Below are 16083 nucleotides of genomic sequence, written 5' to 3'. Positions count from 1 at the left end.
CTCATGAGGAGAGACATGCCCGAGAACAGCACGGCCACCGGCAAGGTACCGGCCGACTTCTGGTTCGACCCGCTCTGTCCCTGGGCCTGGATGACCTCCCGCTGGATGCTGGAGGTCGAGAAGGTCCGCGACGTCGAGGTGCGCTGGCACGTGATGAGCCTGGCCGTGCTCAACGAGCCCCGGCTCGACGAGCTGCCCGAGGAGTACCAGGACATGATGCGCACCCAGGCCTGGGCGCCGGTCCGCGTCGTCGTCGCCGCCCAGCAGAAGCACGGCGACGAGATCGTCGGCCCGCTGTACACGGCCCTCGGCACCCGCATCCACAACAACGGCGAGGGCCCCACCCGTGAGGCGATCGCGGGCGCGCTCGCCGACGTCGGCCTGCCGGCCGAGCTCCTCGAGTACGCCGACTCCGACGCGTACGACAAGGAGCTGCGCGCCTCCCACCAGGAGGGCATCGACAAGGTCGGCCAGGACGTCGGCACCCCGGTCATCGCCGTGCCCGGCGCAGACGGTGAGCAGATCGCCTTCTTCGGTCCGGTCGTCACCCCCGCCCCGAAGGGCGAGGAGGCCGCGAAGCTCTGGGACGGCACGCTGCTGGTGGCCTCGATCCCCGGCTTCTACGAGATCAAGCGGACCCGCACGCAGGGCCCGGTCTTCGACTGATCCCGTCTGCCGGTGCGGGCTCCAGGCCCGCACCGGGCGGGTCAGCCGACGCGGCGGATACGGATCGGACCGCGGGCCTCCTCAGGCCGGACGGGGTGGCCGCCCTGGGTGATCTCCACCTCGCCGGCCGTGACCAGCCGCCGCGCCGCGCGGCGGGCCGGCTCCATGAGCGCGCGCCAGCCGTCGCCATCCCCTTCGTACACCGCTCGCGCGGCATCGGAGGGGCAGATCGTCGCGGTCGGTCCACGGCGCTCCAGCAGCTCCAGAATGGCTCGCTCCAAGCGCCGGTCCGTCCGCCGGCCGAGGTCCGTCACCCTGCCAGTCTCGCACCGGCGGCGGAGGGGAGCAGAGCGCAGGCCCCCGGGTATTGCCGACCGCGTGAACCGTCGTTCATGATCTGCCCATGCCAGCTGCCGGTTCGGATCACCACGCGGCCCCGCTCCTGCCGCGCACCGTGCGGATCGGCTACGGTCTCGGCTCCCTGTGCACCGGCACCTTCGCGACCGTGCCGGGCCTGATCCTGCTCTACTACCTCACCAACGTCCTCGCCGTGCCCGCCGCCGTCGCCGGCGCCGCTGTCTTCCTGCCCAAGGCCTGGGACGTCCTGATCAATCCGCTGGTCGGCGCGGTCTCCGACCGCAGCCGCCTGCGCGGGGGGCCGCGCAGGCCGTTCCTGCTGACCGGCGCCTGCACCCTGCCGCCGCTCTTCGCGCTGATCTTCGCCGCGCCGCCGCTGCGGGGCGCCCCGGCGGCCGGTTACGTCGCCGTACTGTTCCTGCTCGCCGCGACCGCGTACGCCGTCTTCCAGGTGCCGTACGTGACCATGCCCGCCGAGATGACCGATGACCCGCACGAACGCGGCCGCGTCCTCGGCTGGCGCGTGGGGTTCCTCGGCGTCGCCATCCTGCTCTCCGGGGCGCTGGCCCCCGCGATCGCGCACGCCGACGGCGACACGCCCGAGAGCTACCGGCTGATGGGCGTGGTCGTTGCCGTGCTGCTCGGCGTCGGAATGTTCGGGGCGTGGGCGGCCACCCGCCGCGCCCCGGCGGTCGCCCGCAGCGAGGCCGAACCCACCCTCCGCGCCCAGCTCGCCGCCGCCCGCTCCAGCACGCCGTTCCTCCACCTGGCCGGGATGTGGACGCTCCAGGCGCTCGCGATCGGTGTGATGCTCGCAGGCGTCCAGTACTTCGCGACGTACACCCTCGGCTCGGCGGGCGCGATCACCCCGCTGTTCGCCTGCCTGATCGGCCCACTGGCCCTCTTCATGCCGCTGTGGAACCGGCTGGCCCGCCGCAAGGGCGTGACGTACGCCCAGTGGTGCGCGTCGCTGCTCTACACGGCGGGCGCGGTGCTCCTCGCCTTCACCGGCGTCGCGGGCCCCACCGTCGGCTACGCGGCGGTCGCCCTCGTCGGGATCGCCTACGCCGGGCTGCAGTTGCTGCCCCTGACGATGCTGGCGGACACCCTGGCCGCGGACGCCGTCACCACCGGCAGACGCAGAGCGGCGACCTTCACCGGGCTGTGGACGGCGGCCGAGACCCTCGCCTTCGCCCTGGGCGCGGGGGTGTTCGCCCTTGTCCTCGCCGTCACCGGCTTCCGCTCCTCCGACGCCGCGCACCAGGCGGACCAGCCGGACGCGGCGCTGACCGGGATCACCGCCGGGATGAGCGTGCTGCCCGCCGTGCTCGCCGCCGCGAGCCTCCTGCTGCTGCACCGCTACGGCGCGGCACCCGTCGCGTCCCGTCCCCTCCAGGAAGAGCCCGCCCGTGCCGACTGATCCCGCCCTGCCCGACGGCCGCCCCGCGGCCGAGGTGCTCGCCGAGCTGCGCGCCCTGCGCGGGGCGGACGCGCCCACCCGTGGGGGCCGCACCTTCGCCTACGTCTACGACGCGGGCCTCGACGGCCTCGACGAGCTGGCCGCCGAGGCGTACACCGCGTTCGCGACGGTCAACGGGCTCGACCCCACGGTCTTCCCGAGCGTGGCCCGGCTGGAGAACGACGTGGTCGGCGCGGTCGCCGCCCTGCTCGGCGCCCCCGGCGCCCAGGGGACGTTCACCAGCGGCGGCACGGAAAGCATCCTGCTCGCCGTCAAGACCGCCCGCGACCACGCCCGGACGGTACGGGGGATCACCGAACCCCAGCTGGTGCTGCCGTCCACCGCCCACGCCGCCTTCCACAAGGCCGCCGCCTACCTGGGCCTGGAACCGGTGGTCGTGCCCGTCGACCCCGTCACCTTCCGCGCCGACGCGACCGCCATGGCCGCCGCCTTGACCGACCGCACCGCGCTGGTGGTCGCCTCCGCGCCCTCGTACGCCCACGGAGTCGTCGACCCGGTCGCCGGGATCGCCGCGGCGGCCGCCGCACGCGGGGTGCTCTGCCATGTCGACGCCTGCATCGGCGGCTGGCTCCTGCCCTATCTGCGGCGCGCCGGGCGCGAGGTGGAACCCTTCGACCTCTCCGTGCCCGGCGTCACCTCCCTCTCGGTCGACCTGCACAAGTACGCGTACGCCGACAAGGGCGCCTCCGTGGTCCTCTACTGCGATGCCGAGCTCCGCCGCCACCAGTACTTCGCGCACGCCGGCTGGCCCGGCTACCCGGTCGTCAATCCGACCGTGCAGGGCACCAAGTCCGGCGGGCTGCTGGCCCAGGCCTGGGCGGTCCTCCAGTACGTGGGCGAGGAGGGCTACACCGCGCTGGCCGGCCGGGTCGCCGAGGCGTCGGACCGGCTGCTCGCGGGGCTGCGGGCGCGCGAGGGCGTACGGGTGCTCGGCGAACCCGCCGCCGGGCTCGTCGCCTTCACCGTGGGCCGGGACGACGGGGGCACCCCCGACCTCAGTCTGCTCCTCCATCTCGCCGACGAGATGCGCGAGCTCGGCTGGTACCTCCAGCCGCAGCTCTCCTTCGACGGCCTCCCGCCAAACCTCCACCTCACCCTCACCCCGGCGACGGTCGGCCAGGTCGACGCCCTGCTCGACGACCTCGGGGCCGCCCTGGCGAAGGCCCGCGCCCTGGAACCGGTGACGGTGGACCCGGGTCTCGCCGGACTCGCGGCCGGGCTGGACCCGCAGACGCTCGGTCCGGACGAGGTCGCGGCCGTCCTCGCCTTCGCCGGCCTCGGCGAGGGTGCGGGACTGCCCGGCCGGATGGCGCCCGTGCTCGTCCTGCTGGACGCGCTGCCGGGACCCCTCAAGGAGCGGCTGCTCTCCGAGTTCATCGGTTCCGTCTTCCGGATCTGAGACCGCCGGGACCCGCACGGTGGCGGGCATGGGAGAACCCCCGCGAGTCATGTCCTCGCGGGGGTTCTCCGTTGATCCGCCTGCCGGGTGAAGGTTGAGAAGACGATCACGAGGCAGGACGCTCGGTTCGCTCCGTCAGGTCAGGGAGCGAGCAGCAGCACGTCCGCGCGCTCCTTGGCGGCGGCGTAGCGCTTCGCCACGTCCTGCCAGTTGACGACGCGCCACATGGCCTCGATGAAGTCCACCTTCTGGTTCTTGTACTGCAGGTAGAAGGCGTGCTCCCAGGCGTCGAAGACCAGGATCGGCACCGAGCCCTGACCGACGTTGCCCTGGTGGTCGTAGACCTGCTCGACGATCAGCTTGCCGCTGACCGGCTCGTACGCGAGGACGCCCCAGCCGGAGCCCTGCGTGGTCGCCGCGGCCTTCGTCAGCTGGGACTTGAAGCCGGCGTACGAACCGAAGGAGTCCGCGATCGCGTCGGCCAGGTCCCCCACACCGTCCGCCGCGAGGGGCTCGCCACCGCCGTCGCCGGTCATGTTGTGCCAGTAGATCGAGTGCAGGATGTGGCCGGAGAGGTGGAAGGCGAGGTTCTTCTGGAGGCCGTTGATCGCACCCCAGGCCTCCTTGTCGCGGGCCTCTTCCAGCTGCTCCAGGGTGTCGTTCGCACCCTTGACGTACGCGGCGTGGTGCTTGTCGTGATGGAGCTCGATGATCTGCGGATTGATGACCGGTTCGAGCGCCGCGTAGTCGTACGGGAGTTCCGGAAGCGTGTACGTGGCCATGGGTTCGAACCCTCCAACTGCTACCTGGTGGTTATTGCAAGTCGTTCGCAATTGCAGGCTAGCAGGAGGAGGGCCCGAAGGTGATCAGCCGTTCGTCCTAGGACCGGAGGGCGTCGCGGGCGATCGCCGCCAGATCGGGGAAGTCCGTCACGACGGCGTCCACGCCCCGGCCGAAGTGGAAGGCGTACTCGGCGAACGCGTCACCGAAGTCGTTCGGCGCGGTGCCCTTCCGGTACTCGGCCGGGAGGTACTGGTTCTCGGCGCGGAAGGTGTAGGCCCCGACCTTGAGCCCGGCGGCGTGCGCGTCCTCCAGCAGGGTGAGCGGAGGGACCAGCGAGGACTTGTCAGGGCCGATCCACCCGGCGTACGAGGCGATCTCGCGCAACCCGGCCGGCGTCCTCATCTCCTCGTACGTCACCGGGTGGCCGTACGGTCCGCCGCTCGTCCCCAGGGCCTGCCACAGCGGGAGACCGAGGCGCGCGGCGGCCACCTCGCGGAGGCTGGACGGCTCGAAGGACTGGACGACGCAGTCGCGTGCGGTCAGCCGGTTGCGGCGCACGATCCTGATGAGTTCGGGCTCCAGGGGCAGGCCGGCCGAGCGGAAGTACGTCGGGTGCTTCGTCTCCGGGAAGACCGCGATGCGGCGGCCGTGCTCCTTGGACAGGGCGCGGGCCAGGTCGACGACCTCCTGGAAGGTCATGATCCGGTCGCGGCCGTCGAAGACCGTGTTGCGGTTACGGACCAGGGGGAGCCGCTCCACCGCGCGCAGCGTCCTCAGCTCGGCGAGGGTGAAGTCCTCGGTGAACCAGCCGGTGACGGCGCGGCCGTCCACCGTCCTGGTGGTGCGGCGGCCGGCGAACTCCGGGTGCCGGGCCACGTCCGTGGTGCCGGAGATCTCGTTCTCGTGGCGCACCACCAGGACGTGGTCCTTCGTGGGGACCAGGTCGGGCTCGATCCAGTCGGCCCCGGCCCGCACCGCGAAGGTGTAGGCGGAAGCGGTGTGTTCGGGCCGCCACCCGGCGGCGCCCCGGTGGCCGATGACGAGCGGGCCTCTCCGGCCCCCCTGCGGTTCGGAGGCGGCGGCGGGTGCCGCGGCGGCGGCGGAGACGGCGGCTGTCGCCAGAAGGATCGAGCGGCGGCGCGGGTGCTGGAAAGCCATGCGGGCTCCTCGGTGGGCGCGGAGCGACCACCGAAGCCACACGGGGTCACGCCGGGACGGACGGAACCTTGCTGCCTCATGTACGGCCACGCGTACGGTACTCGGCAGCCGAGACAGGAGGAAGGCATGGAGCTACGACCGGGGCGGCCCGGGGAAGCCGCGGCGCTGACCGGGCTGGCCCTGCGGTCCAAGGCCCACTGGGGTTACGACGAGGCGTTCATGGCGGCCTGCCGCGACGAACTGACGGTCCGCCCCGGCGACACGGCCGGCGGTCGCGTGGTGGTCGCGGAGGAGGACGGCCGTGTGCTGGGCTTCACCACCCTGGCCGGGGAACCGCCCGAGGGCGCACTCACCATGATGTTCGTCGAGCCGGACACCATCGGCCGGGGCGTGGGCCGGCTCCTGTTCGGGCACACCATGGCGCACGCCCGCCGGCTGGGCTTCGTACGGCTCACCATCGACGCCGACCCGAACGCCGAGCCCTTCTACACGGCTATGGGCGCGGTGCGGATCGGCGCCACCCCTTCCGGCTCGATCCCGGGGCGCGAACTGCCGCTGCTGGAGCTCGCTCTCGGATGACGGTCACGTGGGGCGGCGCGGCCCGTACGCGGTCCCGCCGCAGCCCCGGCGCCAGGGCCAGCGTCACCATGAGGGAGGCCGCCGCCATCACGGTGATCGCCGTCGCGGGGGAGGACCGCTGGGCGAGGGCGCCCGCGAGCGTGGCCGCCACCCCCTGCACGGCGAGCATTCCGGAGGAGTGCAGGCCGAGGGCCTGACCCGTCATCGCGTCCGGGGTCAGCGCCATCAGACGCTCCTGGAACACCAGGCTCGCGGAGAAGGCGGTGGAGGCGACCGCCGCGAGGACCAGGGCCAGGGGCAGCGCGGGGCGCAGGGCGAACAGCAGATAGGGCGCGGCCAGCAGCAGGAGCAGCGGTGTGCCCAGCCGTCCGCGCCACCGTGCGGGCACGAAGCGGCCCGTCACCGTGTCCCCGGCCAGCATCCCCAGCGCGGCGCAGGCGAAGAGCAGCCCCGCCCGGTCCGGCCGGTAGGGCACGAAGAGCGATTCGCAGCCGACGACCAGTCCGTTGGGCAGCCAGAGCGAGAGGTACACACGCCGTCGGGGCGCCGAGGACCACAGCAGGGCGTTGGTCCGCCAGGTCTCGCCCACCGAGGGCCGGCCGGCCGCCCGGGGCGGGCGGCGCGCCAGACCGGACCAGGCCGCCGCGGCGCCGGCGGCGTACAGAGCGGCCGCGACGAGGAGCGTGCCGCGGGGCGACAGCACGGCCACCAGGACACCGCCGGCCGCGTACCCGCAGACCTGCATGGTGCCGGAGCACATGTTGAGCACCGAACGCCCCAGCAGGAAGGCGTCCTTGGGTAGTACCTCGTTGAGCAGTCCGTACCGCACCCCGCCGGTCACCGCCGCGACGACCCCCTCGCCGAGGACGACGGCGAACACCACGGGCAGCGGCAGCCCGGGTACGGCCAGGACGGCGGTCCCGACGCCGAAGGCGAGCGCCGCGCCGCTCAGCGCTCCACGCGGCGGGAGCCGGTCGGCCGCCGACATCAGCAGGGTCGCGCCGATCAACTGGGCCAGTGAGGCCCCGAACATGGAGAGCGCGGAGAGCAGCGGCGACCCGGTCGTGGTGAACACGAGGACACCCAGGGCCAGCCCGCTCGTCGTCGAGGCGGCACCCTGCAGTGCGCTCGTCGCGAAGAGGGGCCCGAACTGCGGCACACGGAACACTTCCCGGTAGGTGAGCATGCCGGGAAGTCTCGGCCGGGGTTCCGCACAGCCGTTACTGTTTCGCGAGGAGGCGAAACCATGGGGTGGTGGCAGGTCAACGCGGACACCCTGGCCGCCGGGCGCTTCGTCGTGTCGGAACTGGCCGAGGCCACCGCGACCCTCCAGTTCCTGGAGAGCGGAGCGGCCACGAACCCGGCCGAACGCGCCTGGTCCGACACCCACCGGCCCGCCTACCGGGAGCGGCTGGCCGAGGACCCGGTCACGGCGGAGCTCGTACGGACCGGGCTCGGCGGCCACTGGATCGCGGACTTCCTCACCCCCGCACCCACCGGCGGGACCACGTTCGCCCAGGATCTGGCCCGGGTGCGCGAGACCTCCCCGGAGGAGGCCCGCGCCGACCTGGAGGTGTCCCGGGGCGGCCCGCTCCCGGCGGGGCTCCACCGGGAGGACCTGCCGCGGAAGGCGGCCGACCTGCTGGAATGGGTATGGGAGCGGATCGTGCTCCCGGACTGGCCGCGTCGCCGCCGGATCGTCGAGGCGGACGTCGTGGCGCGCGCGGGGCAGCTCAGCCAGGGCGGCTGGGCGGCCGCGCTGGACACGCTGAACCCCGGCATGCGCTGGCTGGGCGGCAGCCGCCTCCAGGTCAACCCGCGCGACTACCCGCCGCGTGAACTCGTCGGCGCGGAGCTGGTGTTCGTCCCCGTCACGCCACGCCAGGGCTGGGTCTCCTGGGACGCCGCCGCACGGCGGTACGCGGTCGTGTACGCCTGCTCCGGAACGCTGTCGGACGCGGACCGGCCCGCCGTCCCCGACAGCCTCGGGCGGCTGCTGGGGCCCGCGCGGGCCGGTGTCCTCGTTCTGCTCGACCGCCCCAGGAGCACCACGGAACTGGTGGCGCTGACCGGTCAGGGGCTGGGATCGGTGGGCCGCCACCTGAAGGTGCTGCTGGACGCGGGCCTGGCCGGGCGCCGCAGGTCCGGCCGCTCGGTGCTCTACTTCCGCACCGAGGCGGGCGAGGTGCTCCTGCGGGCCGGGGCGAGCTGAGGCGCGTCGCGGGCGGCGGTGGGCCGGACCGCGCGCTCAGCTCCCGGCCGGCGCGCGGCGCTCCGCCCGCTTCTGCCGCACGAGGCCGATCACGATCAGCACCGCCGTGAGCGCGCCCGTCGCCAGCAGCTGGTCGCGCGTGTCGGGCTGGCGCAGCATCAGGACGAAGATGCCGGCCATGGCCACCAGCGCCACGATCGTCAGGACCGGGAAGAGCCACATCCGGACGACGAGCCGGTCCGGGGCCTCGCGCTCCGTCCGCCTGCGCAGGATCAGCTGCGAGACGGCGATGAAGATCCAGACGACCAGGATCACGGCGCCGATCATGTTGAGGAGCCACGGGAAGACGTCCTCGGGGCGCCAGTAGCTGAGCAGCACGCACAGGAAGCCGAAGACGGACGAGGCGAGCACGGCGTTGCGCGGCACGCCCGAGGAGATCCTGCCGAGCACCTTCGGGCCCTGGCCGCGGGCGACCAGGGAGCAGGCCATGCGCGAGGAGCCGTAGATGTTCGCGTTCATCGCGGAGAGCAGGGCGACCAGGATGACCACGTTCATGATCTCCGCGGCGCCGCTGATGCCGAGGTGGTCGAGCATCGCGTAGAACGGGCCGACCTCGGCGACCGTGGGGTCGTCCCACGGCACGAGGGTCACGATGACCGCCATCGAACCGATGTAGAAGACCGCGATGCGCCACATCGCCGTACGCACCGCCTTGGCGACGCCCCGCACGGGGTTCTCGGACTCGGCGGCGGCGATGGTGACGGTCTCCAGGCCGCCGTACGCGAAGACGGAGGCGAGCAGGCCGATGATCAGGCCCTCCGAGCCGTGCGGCATGAAGCCGCCGTCCCCGGTGAGGTTCGAGGTGCCGGGGGAGTCCGTGCCGGGCAGCACGCCCAGGATCGCGAGGACGCCCAGCACGAGGAAGAGCGTGATCGCGATGACCTTGAGCGCGGCGAACCAGAACTCGAACTCTCCGAAGTTCTTCACGGCGGCGAGATTCGTGCCGAGGAAGATCACCATGAACAGGGCGACCCAGGCCCACTCCGGCGTACCGGGCAGCCACCCCGTGACGATCTGCGCGGCGCCGATGCCCTCCAGCCCCACGGCGACGCAGAGCAGCACCCAGAACGACCATCCGGCGGTGAAGCCCGCCCACGGCCCGATCGCCCGTTCCGCGTGGACGGAGAAGGAGCCGGAGGCGGGATTGGCCGCGGACATCTCTCCGAGCATCCGCATCACGAACATGACCAGCAGTCCGGAGATGCCGTACGCGATGACGATCGAGGGGCCGGCCGCGGCGATGCCCGCGCCCGAGCCGACGAACAGTCCGGCCCCGATCACACCGCCCAGGGCGATCATCGACAGATGGCGCTGCTTGAGGCCGTGGGTGAGCGCGGAGTCGGCGGCGGGGGCGGCGGCGTCCGTGGGGGGCGGCGCGGAGGTCCGGGACATGGACAGGCTCTGTTCACTGGTCGGGACAGGGGACGGCCCACAGTCTGGCCACGAGCCCCGACCACGGGGAACCGTTGTCCGCTATACGGTCACCGGGCTCACACAAGGTGTGCACCCGCCTACACCTTCGTCCGCAGCTCCCGCACCGCCGCCACGAGCAGCACCAGGCAGGTGGCCCCCGCCGACCACAGCACCTGCGGGCGGGCGGCGTCGTCGGTGAGCATCAGCAGCAGGACGGCCAGCAGACCGGCCAGGGTCACCCACGTCAGATAGGGAAAGCACCACATCCGCAACGCCAGGGCGTCCGGCGCCTCCCGTTCGAGCCGGCGCCGCAGCCGCAGCTGTGAGGCGGCGATCAGGCCCCAGACGAACAGCAGGACCGCCCCGACGGAGTTGAGCATGTAGAGGAAGACGGTGTCGGGCCATTCGAGATTGAGCAGCACGGAGACGAAGCCGAAGGCCACCGAGGCCAGCACCGCCCGACGGGGCACCCCGCCCCCGCCGCTCTGCCCGCCGGACACCTTCAGCAGCCCGCGCGGCGCCTCGCCGCGCTCGGCCAGCGAGAAGATCATCCGGGACGAGCCGTACAGATTGGCGTTGAGCGCCGAGAGCAGCGCCACGAACACCACGATGTTCATGATCTGCCCGGCCGACGGCACACCGATCGAATCCAGCACCTTCACATAAGGGCTGAGCCCGGCCTGCTGCGCGGTCCAGGGCAGCACGGTCACGATCACCAGCATCGAACCGACGTAGAAGAAGAGGATGCGCACCACCGCGCTGCGCACCGCACGCCCCACGGCGCGCGCCGGATCGTCGGTCTCGGCCGCCGCGATCGTCACGACCTCCAGGCCGCCGAAGGCGAACACCACCGTCAGCACACCGGAGACCACGCCGTCCCAGCCGTTCGGCAGGAAGCCGCCCTGGCCGGTCAGGTTGGCCAGGCCCACCGGATCCGTGTCCGGGAGGATGCCGAAGACGGCCAGCAGGCCGAGGACCAGGAAGGCCACGATCGCGGCCACCTTCAGGGCGGCGAACCAGAACTCGAACTCGCCGAAGTTCTTCACCGCCGTCAGGTTGGCCACGGTGAACACCACCATGAACAGCAGCACCCAGAGCCACTGGTCCACCGCCGGCACCCAGGCATGGGCGATCTGTGCGGCCGCCGTCGCCTCCACGGCGAGCACCACCACCAGCATGAACCAGTAGAGCCAGCCCACACTGAAGCCGGCCCAGCGCCCCAGCGCACGCTCCGCGTGGACGGAGAAGGACCCCGACGCGGGCATCGCGGCCGACATCTCGCCGAGCATCCGCATGACCAGCATCGCCAGCACGCCCGCGATCAGATACGAGACGACGACGGCGGGCCCGGCGACCGCGATCCCGGCGCCCGACCCGACGAAGAGGCCGGCGCCGATCACCCCGCCCAGACCGAGCATCGTCAGATGCCGTTGCTTCAGGCCGTGGGCCAGGGGCTCGGACCGTACGGGGGAGTGCGTGGGGGGCGCGTCGTGCATGAGCTGCGGATCACTCTCGGATCATTTATGGGGAACCTACAGTCTCACGGGACGGCACCCCTTCCCGAACGGAGTGCCGGGCACACCCCCACCTCCGTGACCAGCATCACGCCGAGGAGTCATTGCGTCACGCTCTTTGTGTGAACCCGACTAACCCCTCAACCGCCGCTTTGTGGGCGGCTGATGGTGATCCAGGGATGTGCCGTCGGCTAACGTCGGCTCCAGTCCTGCCTGCCGACCTCACCCGCGGAGTCCCGATGAGTACTGCTGCCGCCCCCGTCCGTTCCGGAGCGGTCCTCGCCGACCTGCTGCCCGCAGCCCGGCACCGCTACGCCGTGGACACGGCGCTGGTCGTCGGTGGCGCCGCCCTCACCGGCATCGCGGCCCAGATCGCCGTGCCCGTCCCCGGCTCCCCGGTCCCCGTCACCGGCCAGACCTTCGCCGCACTGCTCATCGGCACCGCGCTCGGCGCCCGCCGCGGCTTCCTCTCCCTCGCCCTGTACGCGCTCGTCGGCATGGCCGGCATGCCGTGGTTCTCAGAGGGCACCTCGGGACCGGGCGGCGCGTCGTTCGGTTACGTCCTCGGCATGCTGCTGGCCGCCACGGTCGTCGGCGGCCTGGCCCGCCGGGGCGGTGACCGGTCCGTCCTGCGCACCGCGGGCACCATGGCGGTCGGCTCCCTGATCATCTACGCGGTCGGCGTGCCGTACCTGGCGTTCTCGACCGGCATGTCGATGAGCGCCGCGGTCGCGGCCGGCCTCGTGCCGTTCCTGATCGGCGACGCGCTCAAGGCCGCACTGGCCATGGGCGCGCTGCCCGCCTCCTGGAAGCTCATCGGGCGCCGAGGCTGAGCCGAAAGACCTCAGTAGGCACCACCGAAGAGGCTCGCCGGGTCGTATCGCGACACCAGACCGGCGAGCCTCTCGCGTGTCCGGGGTTCGTGCACACCGTCGTACGTCTCCGCGCGGTCCCCGCCACCGAAGGCGAAGTTCAGCGCACGGCCCAGGGCGTACGGCGCCGTCTCCCCGGCCACCCGCGCGTACAGCGCCCGCACCGCCTCCACGTCCGTACCGTCCAGCGGTGACAGCAGCCGCAGCAGGAAGCCCGCGTCCCGGTGCGGCACCGCGCTGTCGTGGGCGGGCGGCTCGGCCAACGCCCCGCCCATGTGGTTGAGCTGGACCACCGTCATCATCGGGGCCTTCGGCCCGGTCAGCTCCAGCACCCGCGCGGCCGTTCCGGCGTCCAGGTCGCTCAGCATCAGGCCCTCGCCGTAGTAGGCGTGCGGGAACGGCGGGTCGCTGTGGATGGTGTGGCTGTCGGTGTACGGCATCTCCCGCAGCGAGTCGGAGAGCCCCGGCCCGATGGCCCGCAGCGGCGCCACCAGTGCCTCGCCGTCCGCTGCCGTGCCGGTGTACGCGACCCGCACCGAGACCACGTACCGCCCCCGCAGCGGCTCCGGCAGCTGCGGCATGTCGGGGTAGCACATCGCCGCCAGCGAGGAGGTGCAGGTCTCCGGCACGGTCCGCGTCCACTCCAGGTAGCGCCGCAGCACATCCGGGGCCACGTCCCCGTCGAAGGCCAGCGAGCCGCCGTACAGCCGTTCCACGCCCACCAGGCCGATCTCCAACCCCGTCACGACGCCCAGCCGGTGCCCGCCGCCCCGCAGCCCCCAGAAGAGCTCCGGTTCGGTGTCCGGGGTGACGTGGCGCTCCACACCGTCGGCGGTCACCACGTCCAGTGAGCGGACGTGGTCGGCGGCGTAGCCGAACTCCCGGGCCAGGATGCCCAGCCCGCCGCCCAGCGTGTACGAGACGGCACCCACCCCGGGCGCCGAGCCGTTCAGCGGGGCGAGCCCGTGCGGGGCCGCGGCCGCGATGACCTCGCCCCAGGTCGCGCCCGCGCCGATGCGGGCCGTGCGGTGCTCCGGGTCGATCTTCACGGTGTTCATCCGGCGGGTGCTGATCAGTACCCCGCCCTCCACCGGGCCCGGCAGCCCGTGCCCGGTCGCGTGGACGGCGGCGGGCAGCCCGCGCGAGGCGGCCTCCCGCACCGCCGACCGGATGTCGTCGGCACCCGTGGCCTCCACCAGGAGGTCGGGGCCGATGGGGAAGCCGGTCTGGAAACTGTCGACTGCGGGGGTGGCGGTCATGAGGAAGGCTCTCCGTTCGCTTCGCGGGATCGCGGGGCGAGGGAGAGCCTTCCGGGTATACCTGACAGCCGCCGTCAGGTATGCGTGCCGATCACTCGACCGGCGCCGCCGCCTTCCGGCCGCGGGCGTCGCGCACCAGCGAGATCCCCACGACCAGGGCCGCGACCAGCAGCGAGAGCAGCACCTGCTCGCGCCCGGCGTCGTCGGTCAGCATGTAGACGAGGACGAAGGAGATCATCGCGATGGTCGCCCAGGTCAGATACGGGAAGAGCCACATCCGTACGACGAGCTTCTCGGGCGACTCGCGCATGATGATGCCGCGCATCCGCAGCTGGGTGAAGCAGATCACCAGCCACACGAACAGGGCGACCGCGCCGGAGGAGTTCAGCAGGAACGCGAAGACCGTGTCGGGCCACTGGTAGTTGAAGAACACCGCGACGAAGCCGAAGACCACGGACGACAGGATCGCCGCCTGCGGCACGCCCCGCTTGTTCACCCTGGCGAACGCCTTGGGCGCGTCCCCCCGCTGTCCCAGCGAGAAGGCCATGCGCGAGGCCGTGTAGAGGCCGGAGTTGAGACAGGACAGCACGGCCGTCAGCACGATGACGTCCATGACCTGGCCGGCGTGCGGGATGCCGATGGCGTTCAGCGCCGCGACGTACGAACCGTCCTCGACGATCGAGGGGTCGTTCCACGGCAGCAGGGTGAGGACCACGAATATCGAGCCCAGGTAGAAGATCGCGATACGCCAGATCACGCTGTTGGTGGCCTTGGAGACGGCGCGCTGCGGGTTCTCGGACTCACCGGCCGCCAGCGTCACGATCTCGCTTCCCATGAAGGAGAAGACGACCATCAGCACACCCGTGAGGATGGCCCCCGGCCCTTCGGGGAAGAACCCGCCGGTGTCCGTGAGGTGGGCGAGGCCCGACCCCGCGTTGTCCGAACCCGGCAGGATGCCGAAGACGGCGAGCAGGCCGACGACGACGAACGCGCCGATCGCCACGACCTTGATCCCGGCGAACCAGAACTCGAACTCACCGTACGAGCCGACGGAGACCAGGTTGGTCGCCGTCAGCACCACCATGACGATCAGGGCCCACGCCCACTGCGGTACGCCGGGGATCCAGCCCTCCAGGATCTTGGCACCCGCCGTGGCCTCGACGGCGAGCACCACGACCCAGAAGAACCAGTACAGCCAGCCGATGGAGAACCCGGCCCAGCGGCCCAGGGCCTGGTCGGCGTAGGCGGAGAAGGAACCCGAGCTCGGCCTGGCGACGGCCATCTCGCCGAGCATTCGCATGACAAAGACGACCATCAGGCCGACCAGCGCGTACGACAGGAGAATGGCCGGTCCCGCGGCGGCGATGCCGGCTCCGGAGCCGACGAAGAGGCCCGCCCCGATCACGCCGCCGATGGCGATCATCGAGAGATGACGGTTCTTGAGGCCGGCCTGGAGCCCGTCCGGGGAACCCGGCTTACCCGGCTCGCCGGGCTGTTGGCCCGGTCCAGCCAGAGTCGTCTGCGACGTCATGGATCGAATCCTTACGTTTTCTGATCACGTGTGTCGGGTGTTGCCTTCGGCGGGGGTGGTGCGAAGGCAAGGCCACGCATTCAAGCCCGACCGGCACCGAAATCGGAACCCCCTAGTCCGTTTCCTTGACCCGATCGTTGCCCGTGTGGCTTTGCGCACAGTCCCGGTATGAACCGGACCCGTGGAAAGCCCGGTGGGTCCCGACCCCGCTGACGATTACCCCGCCCCGTCCGTGCCACACTTCGCACCATGCGCGTGTACCTCGGCTCCGACCATGCCGGCTTCGAACTGAAGAACCACCTCGTCGAGTGGCTCACGGCCCACGGCCACGAGGCCCTCGACTGCGGTCCTCACATCTACGACGCCCAGGACGACTACCCGCCGTTCTGCCTCCGTGCCGCCGAGCGGACGGCCGCGGACAAGGACAGCCTCGGGATCGTCATCGGCGGCTCCGGCAACGGCGAGCAGATCGCCGCGAACAAGGTCAAGGGCGTCCGCGCCGCGCTCGCCTGGAGCGAGCAGACCGCCGCGCTCGGCCGCGAGCACAACGACGCCAACGTGGTGGCCATCGGCGGCCGGATGCACACGGTGGAGGAGTCCACCAAGTTCGTCGAGATCTTCCTGGCCACCCCGTACTCGGGCGAGGAGCGCCACACCCGCCGCATCGAGATGCTCTCGGCGTACGAGAACACCGGCGAGCTCCCCCCGATCCCGGCCCACCACCCGCAGCAGGGCTGACCAGGCCCCCGCACCCGCTTTCCCTGTGCCGCCGGGCCCTCACCCGGCGGCACAGGCGCGTC

General features: G+C 72.0%; 15 protein-coding genes. 7 read left to right on the top strand and 8 right to left on the bottom strand.

Annotated features, from left to right (window positions below; genetic code table 11):
- The first annotated feature begins 15 nt into the window (after nucleotides 1–15).
- Entirely contained in the window at nucleotides 16–666 is a 651-nt protein-coding gene (locus tag OG379_RS13505) for a DsbA family protein (RefSeq protein ID WP_401623566.1), read from the top strand.
- Between the two features lie 41 nt (nucleotides 667–707).
- Here OG379_RS13505 and OG379_RS13500 read toward each other — a convergent pair whose 3' ends face one another.
- Nucleotides 708–980, bottom strand: a complete 273-nt coding sequence (locus OG379_RS13500) for a DUF3253 domain-containing protein (RefSeq protein ID WP_405662404.1) — start codon at nucleotides 978–980, stop codon at nucleotides 708–710.
- Nucleotides 981–1069: 89 nt separating this feature from the next.
- Between OG379_RS13500 and OG379_RS13495 the strand changes: the two genes are divergently transcribed.
- Together OG379_RS13495 and OG379_RS13490 are read left to right on the top strand one after the other, a co-directional pair.
- A complete protein-coding gene (locus OG379_RS13495) occupies nucleotides 1070–2443 on the top strand; it encodes an MFS transporter (protein ID WP_405662402.1) in 1374 nt (457 codons plus the stop codon).
- Nucleotides 2433–3902 carry a pyridoxal phosphate-dependent decarboxylase family protein gene (locus OG379_RS13490; RefSeq protein ID WP_405662400.1) on the top strand — a complete coding sequence of 490 codons (1470 nt, stop codon included), beginning with the start codon at nucleotides 2433–2435 and terminating at the stop codon, nucleotides 3900–3902. The genes OG379_RS13495 and OG379_RS13490 overlap by 11 nt, the downstream gene beginning before the upstream one ends.
- Before the next feature lie 140 nt (nucleotides 3903–4042).
- Here OG379_RS13490 and OG379_RS13485 read toward each other — a convergent pair whose 3' ends face one another.
- Complete coding sequence (locus tag OG379_RS13485; RefSeq protein ID WP_393759367.1) at nucleotides 4043–4684, bottom strand: superoxide dismutase; 642 nt, start codon at nucleotides 4682–4684, stop codon at nucleotides 4043–4045.
- Between the two features lie 97 nt (nucleotides 4685–4781).
- The gene (locus tag OG379_RS13480; RefSeq protein WP_405662398.1) at nucleotides 4782–5843 is read right to left on the bottom strand and encodes a glycerophosphodiester phosphodiesterase family protein; all 1062 of its coding nucleotides are present in this window, start codon (nucleotides 5841–5843) and stop codon (nucleotides 4782–4784) included.
- Nucleotides 5844–5969: 126 nt separating this feature from the next.
- Between OG379_RS13480 and OG379_RS13475 the strand changes: the two genes are divergently transcribed.
- Complete coding sequence (locus OG379_RS13475) at nucleotides 5970–6422, top strand: GNAT family N-acetyltransferase (protein ID WP_405662396.1); 453 nt, start codon at nucleotides 5970–5972, stop codon at nucleotides 6420–6422.
- Here OG379_RS13475 and OG379_RS13470 read toward each other — a convergent pair.
- Nucleotides 6337–7608, bottom strand: coding sequence for an MFS transporter (locus OG379_RS13470; protein ID WP_405662394.1), 1272 nt, complete (start codon nucleotides 7606–7608; stop codon nucleotides 6337–6339). The two genes, OG379_RS13475 and OG379_RS13470, sit on opposite strands and share 86 nt — an antisense overlap.
- Before the next feature lie 60 nt (nucleotides 7609–7668).
- Here OG379_RS13470 and OG379_RS13465 point away from each other — a divergent pair, with 60 nt between their 5' ends.
- The gene (locus tag OG379_RS13465; protein ID WP_405662392.1) at nucleotides 7669–8634 is read left to right on the top strand and encodes an ArsR/SmtB family transcription factor; all 966 of its coding nucleotides are present in this window, start codon (nucleotides 7669–7671) and stop codon (nucleotides 8632–8634) included.
- Between the two features lie 36 nt (nucleotides 8635–8670).
- On the opposite strand, the gene OG379_RS13460 is transcribed toward OG379_RS13465, so the two are convergent.
- On the bottom strand, nucleotides 8671–10086 hold the full coding sequence (locus OG379_RS13460) for an amino acid permease (RefSeq protein WP_393759377.1): 1416 nt from the start codon (nucleotides 10084–10086) through the stop codon (nucleotides 8671–8673).
- A 119-nt stretch (nucleotides 10087–10205) separates the two neighbouring features.
- Entirely contained in the window at nucleotides 10206–11603 is a 1398-nt protein-coding gene (locus OG379_RS13455) for an amino acid permease (RefSeq protein WP_405662390.1), read from the bottom strand.
- A 257-nt stretch (nucleotides 11604–11860) separates the two neighbouring features.
- On the opposite strand from OG379_RS13455, the gene OG379_RS13450 reads away from it, so the two are divergent.
- Entirely contained in the window at nucleotides 11861–12454 is a 594-nt protein-coding gene (locus tag OG379_RS13450) for a biotin transporter BioY (protein ID WP_387394689.1), read from the top strand.
- A gap of 11 nt (nucleotides 12455–12465) precedes the next feature.
- Here OG379_RS13450 and OG379_RS13445 read toward each other — a convergent pair whose 3' ends face one another.
- Nucleotides 12466–13752 carry an FAD-binding oxidoreductase gene (locus OG379_RS13445; protein ID WP_405662387.1) on the bottom strand — a complete coding sequence of 429 codons (1287 nt, stop codon included), beginning with the start codon at nucleotides 13750–13752 and terminating at the stop codon, nucleotides 12466–12468.
- Nucleotides 13753–13843: 91 nt separating this feature from the next.
- Nucleotides 13844–15283, bottom strand: a complete 1440-nt coding sequence (locus tag OG379_RS13440) for an amino acid permease (protein WP_405662385.1) — start codon at nucleotides 15281–15283, stop codon at nucleotides 13844–13846.
- 249 nt (nucleotides 15284–15532) lie between these two features.
- On the opposite strand from OG379_RS13440, the gene OG379_RS13435 reads away from it, so the two are divergent.
- The gene (locus OG379_RS13435; RefSeq protein ID WP_401623588.1) at nucleotides 15533–16021 is read left to right on the top strand and encodes a ribose-5-phosphate isomerase; all 489 of its coding nucleotides are present in this window, start codon (nucleotides 15533–15535) and stop codon (nucleotides 16019–16021) included.
- The last annotated feature ends 62 nt before the right edge of the window (nucleotides 16022–16083 follow it).

This window comes from Streptomyces sp. NBC_01166 (assembly GCF_045039765.1).
Taxonomy (GTDB): Bacteria; Actinomycetota; Actinomycetes; order Streptomycetales; family Streptomycetaceae; genus Streptomyces.
Note: the sequence above shows the minus strand (reverse complement) of the source record. Positions and strands in the feature narration are given on the sequence as shown.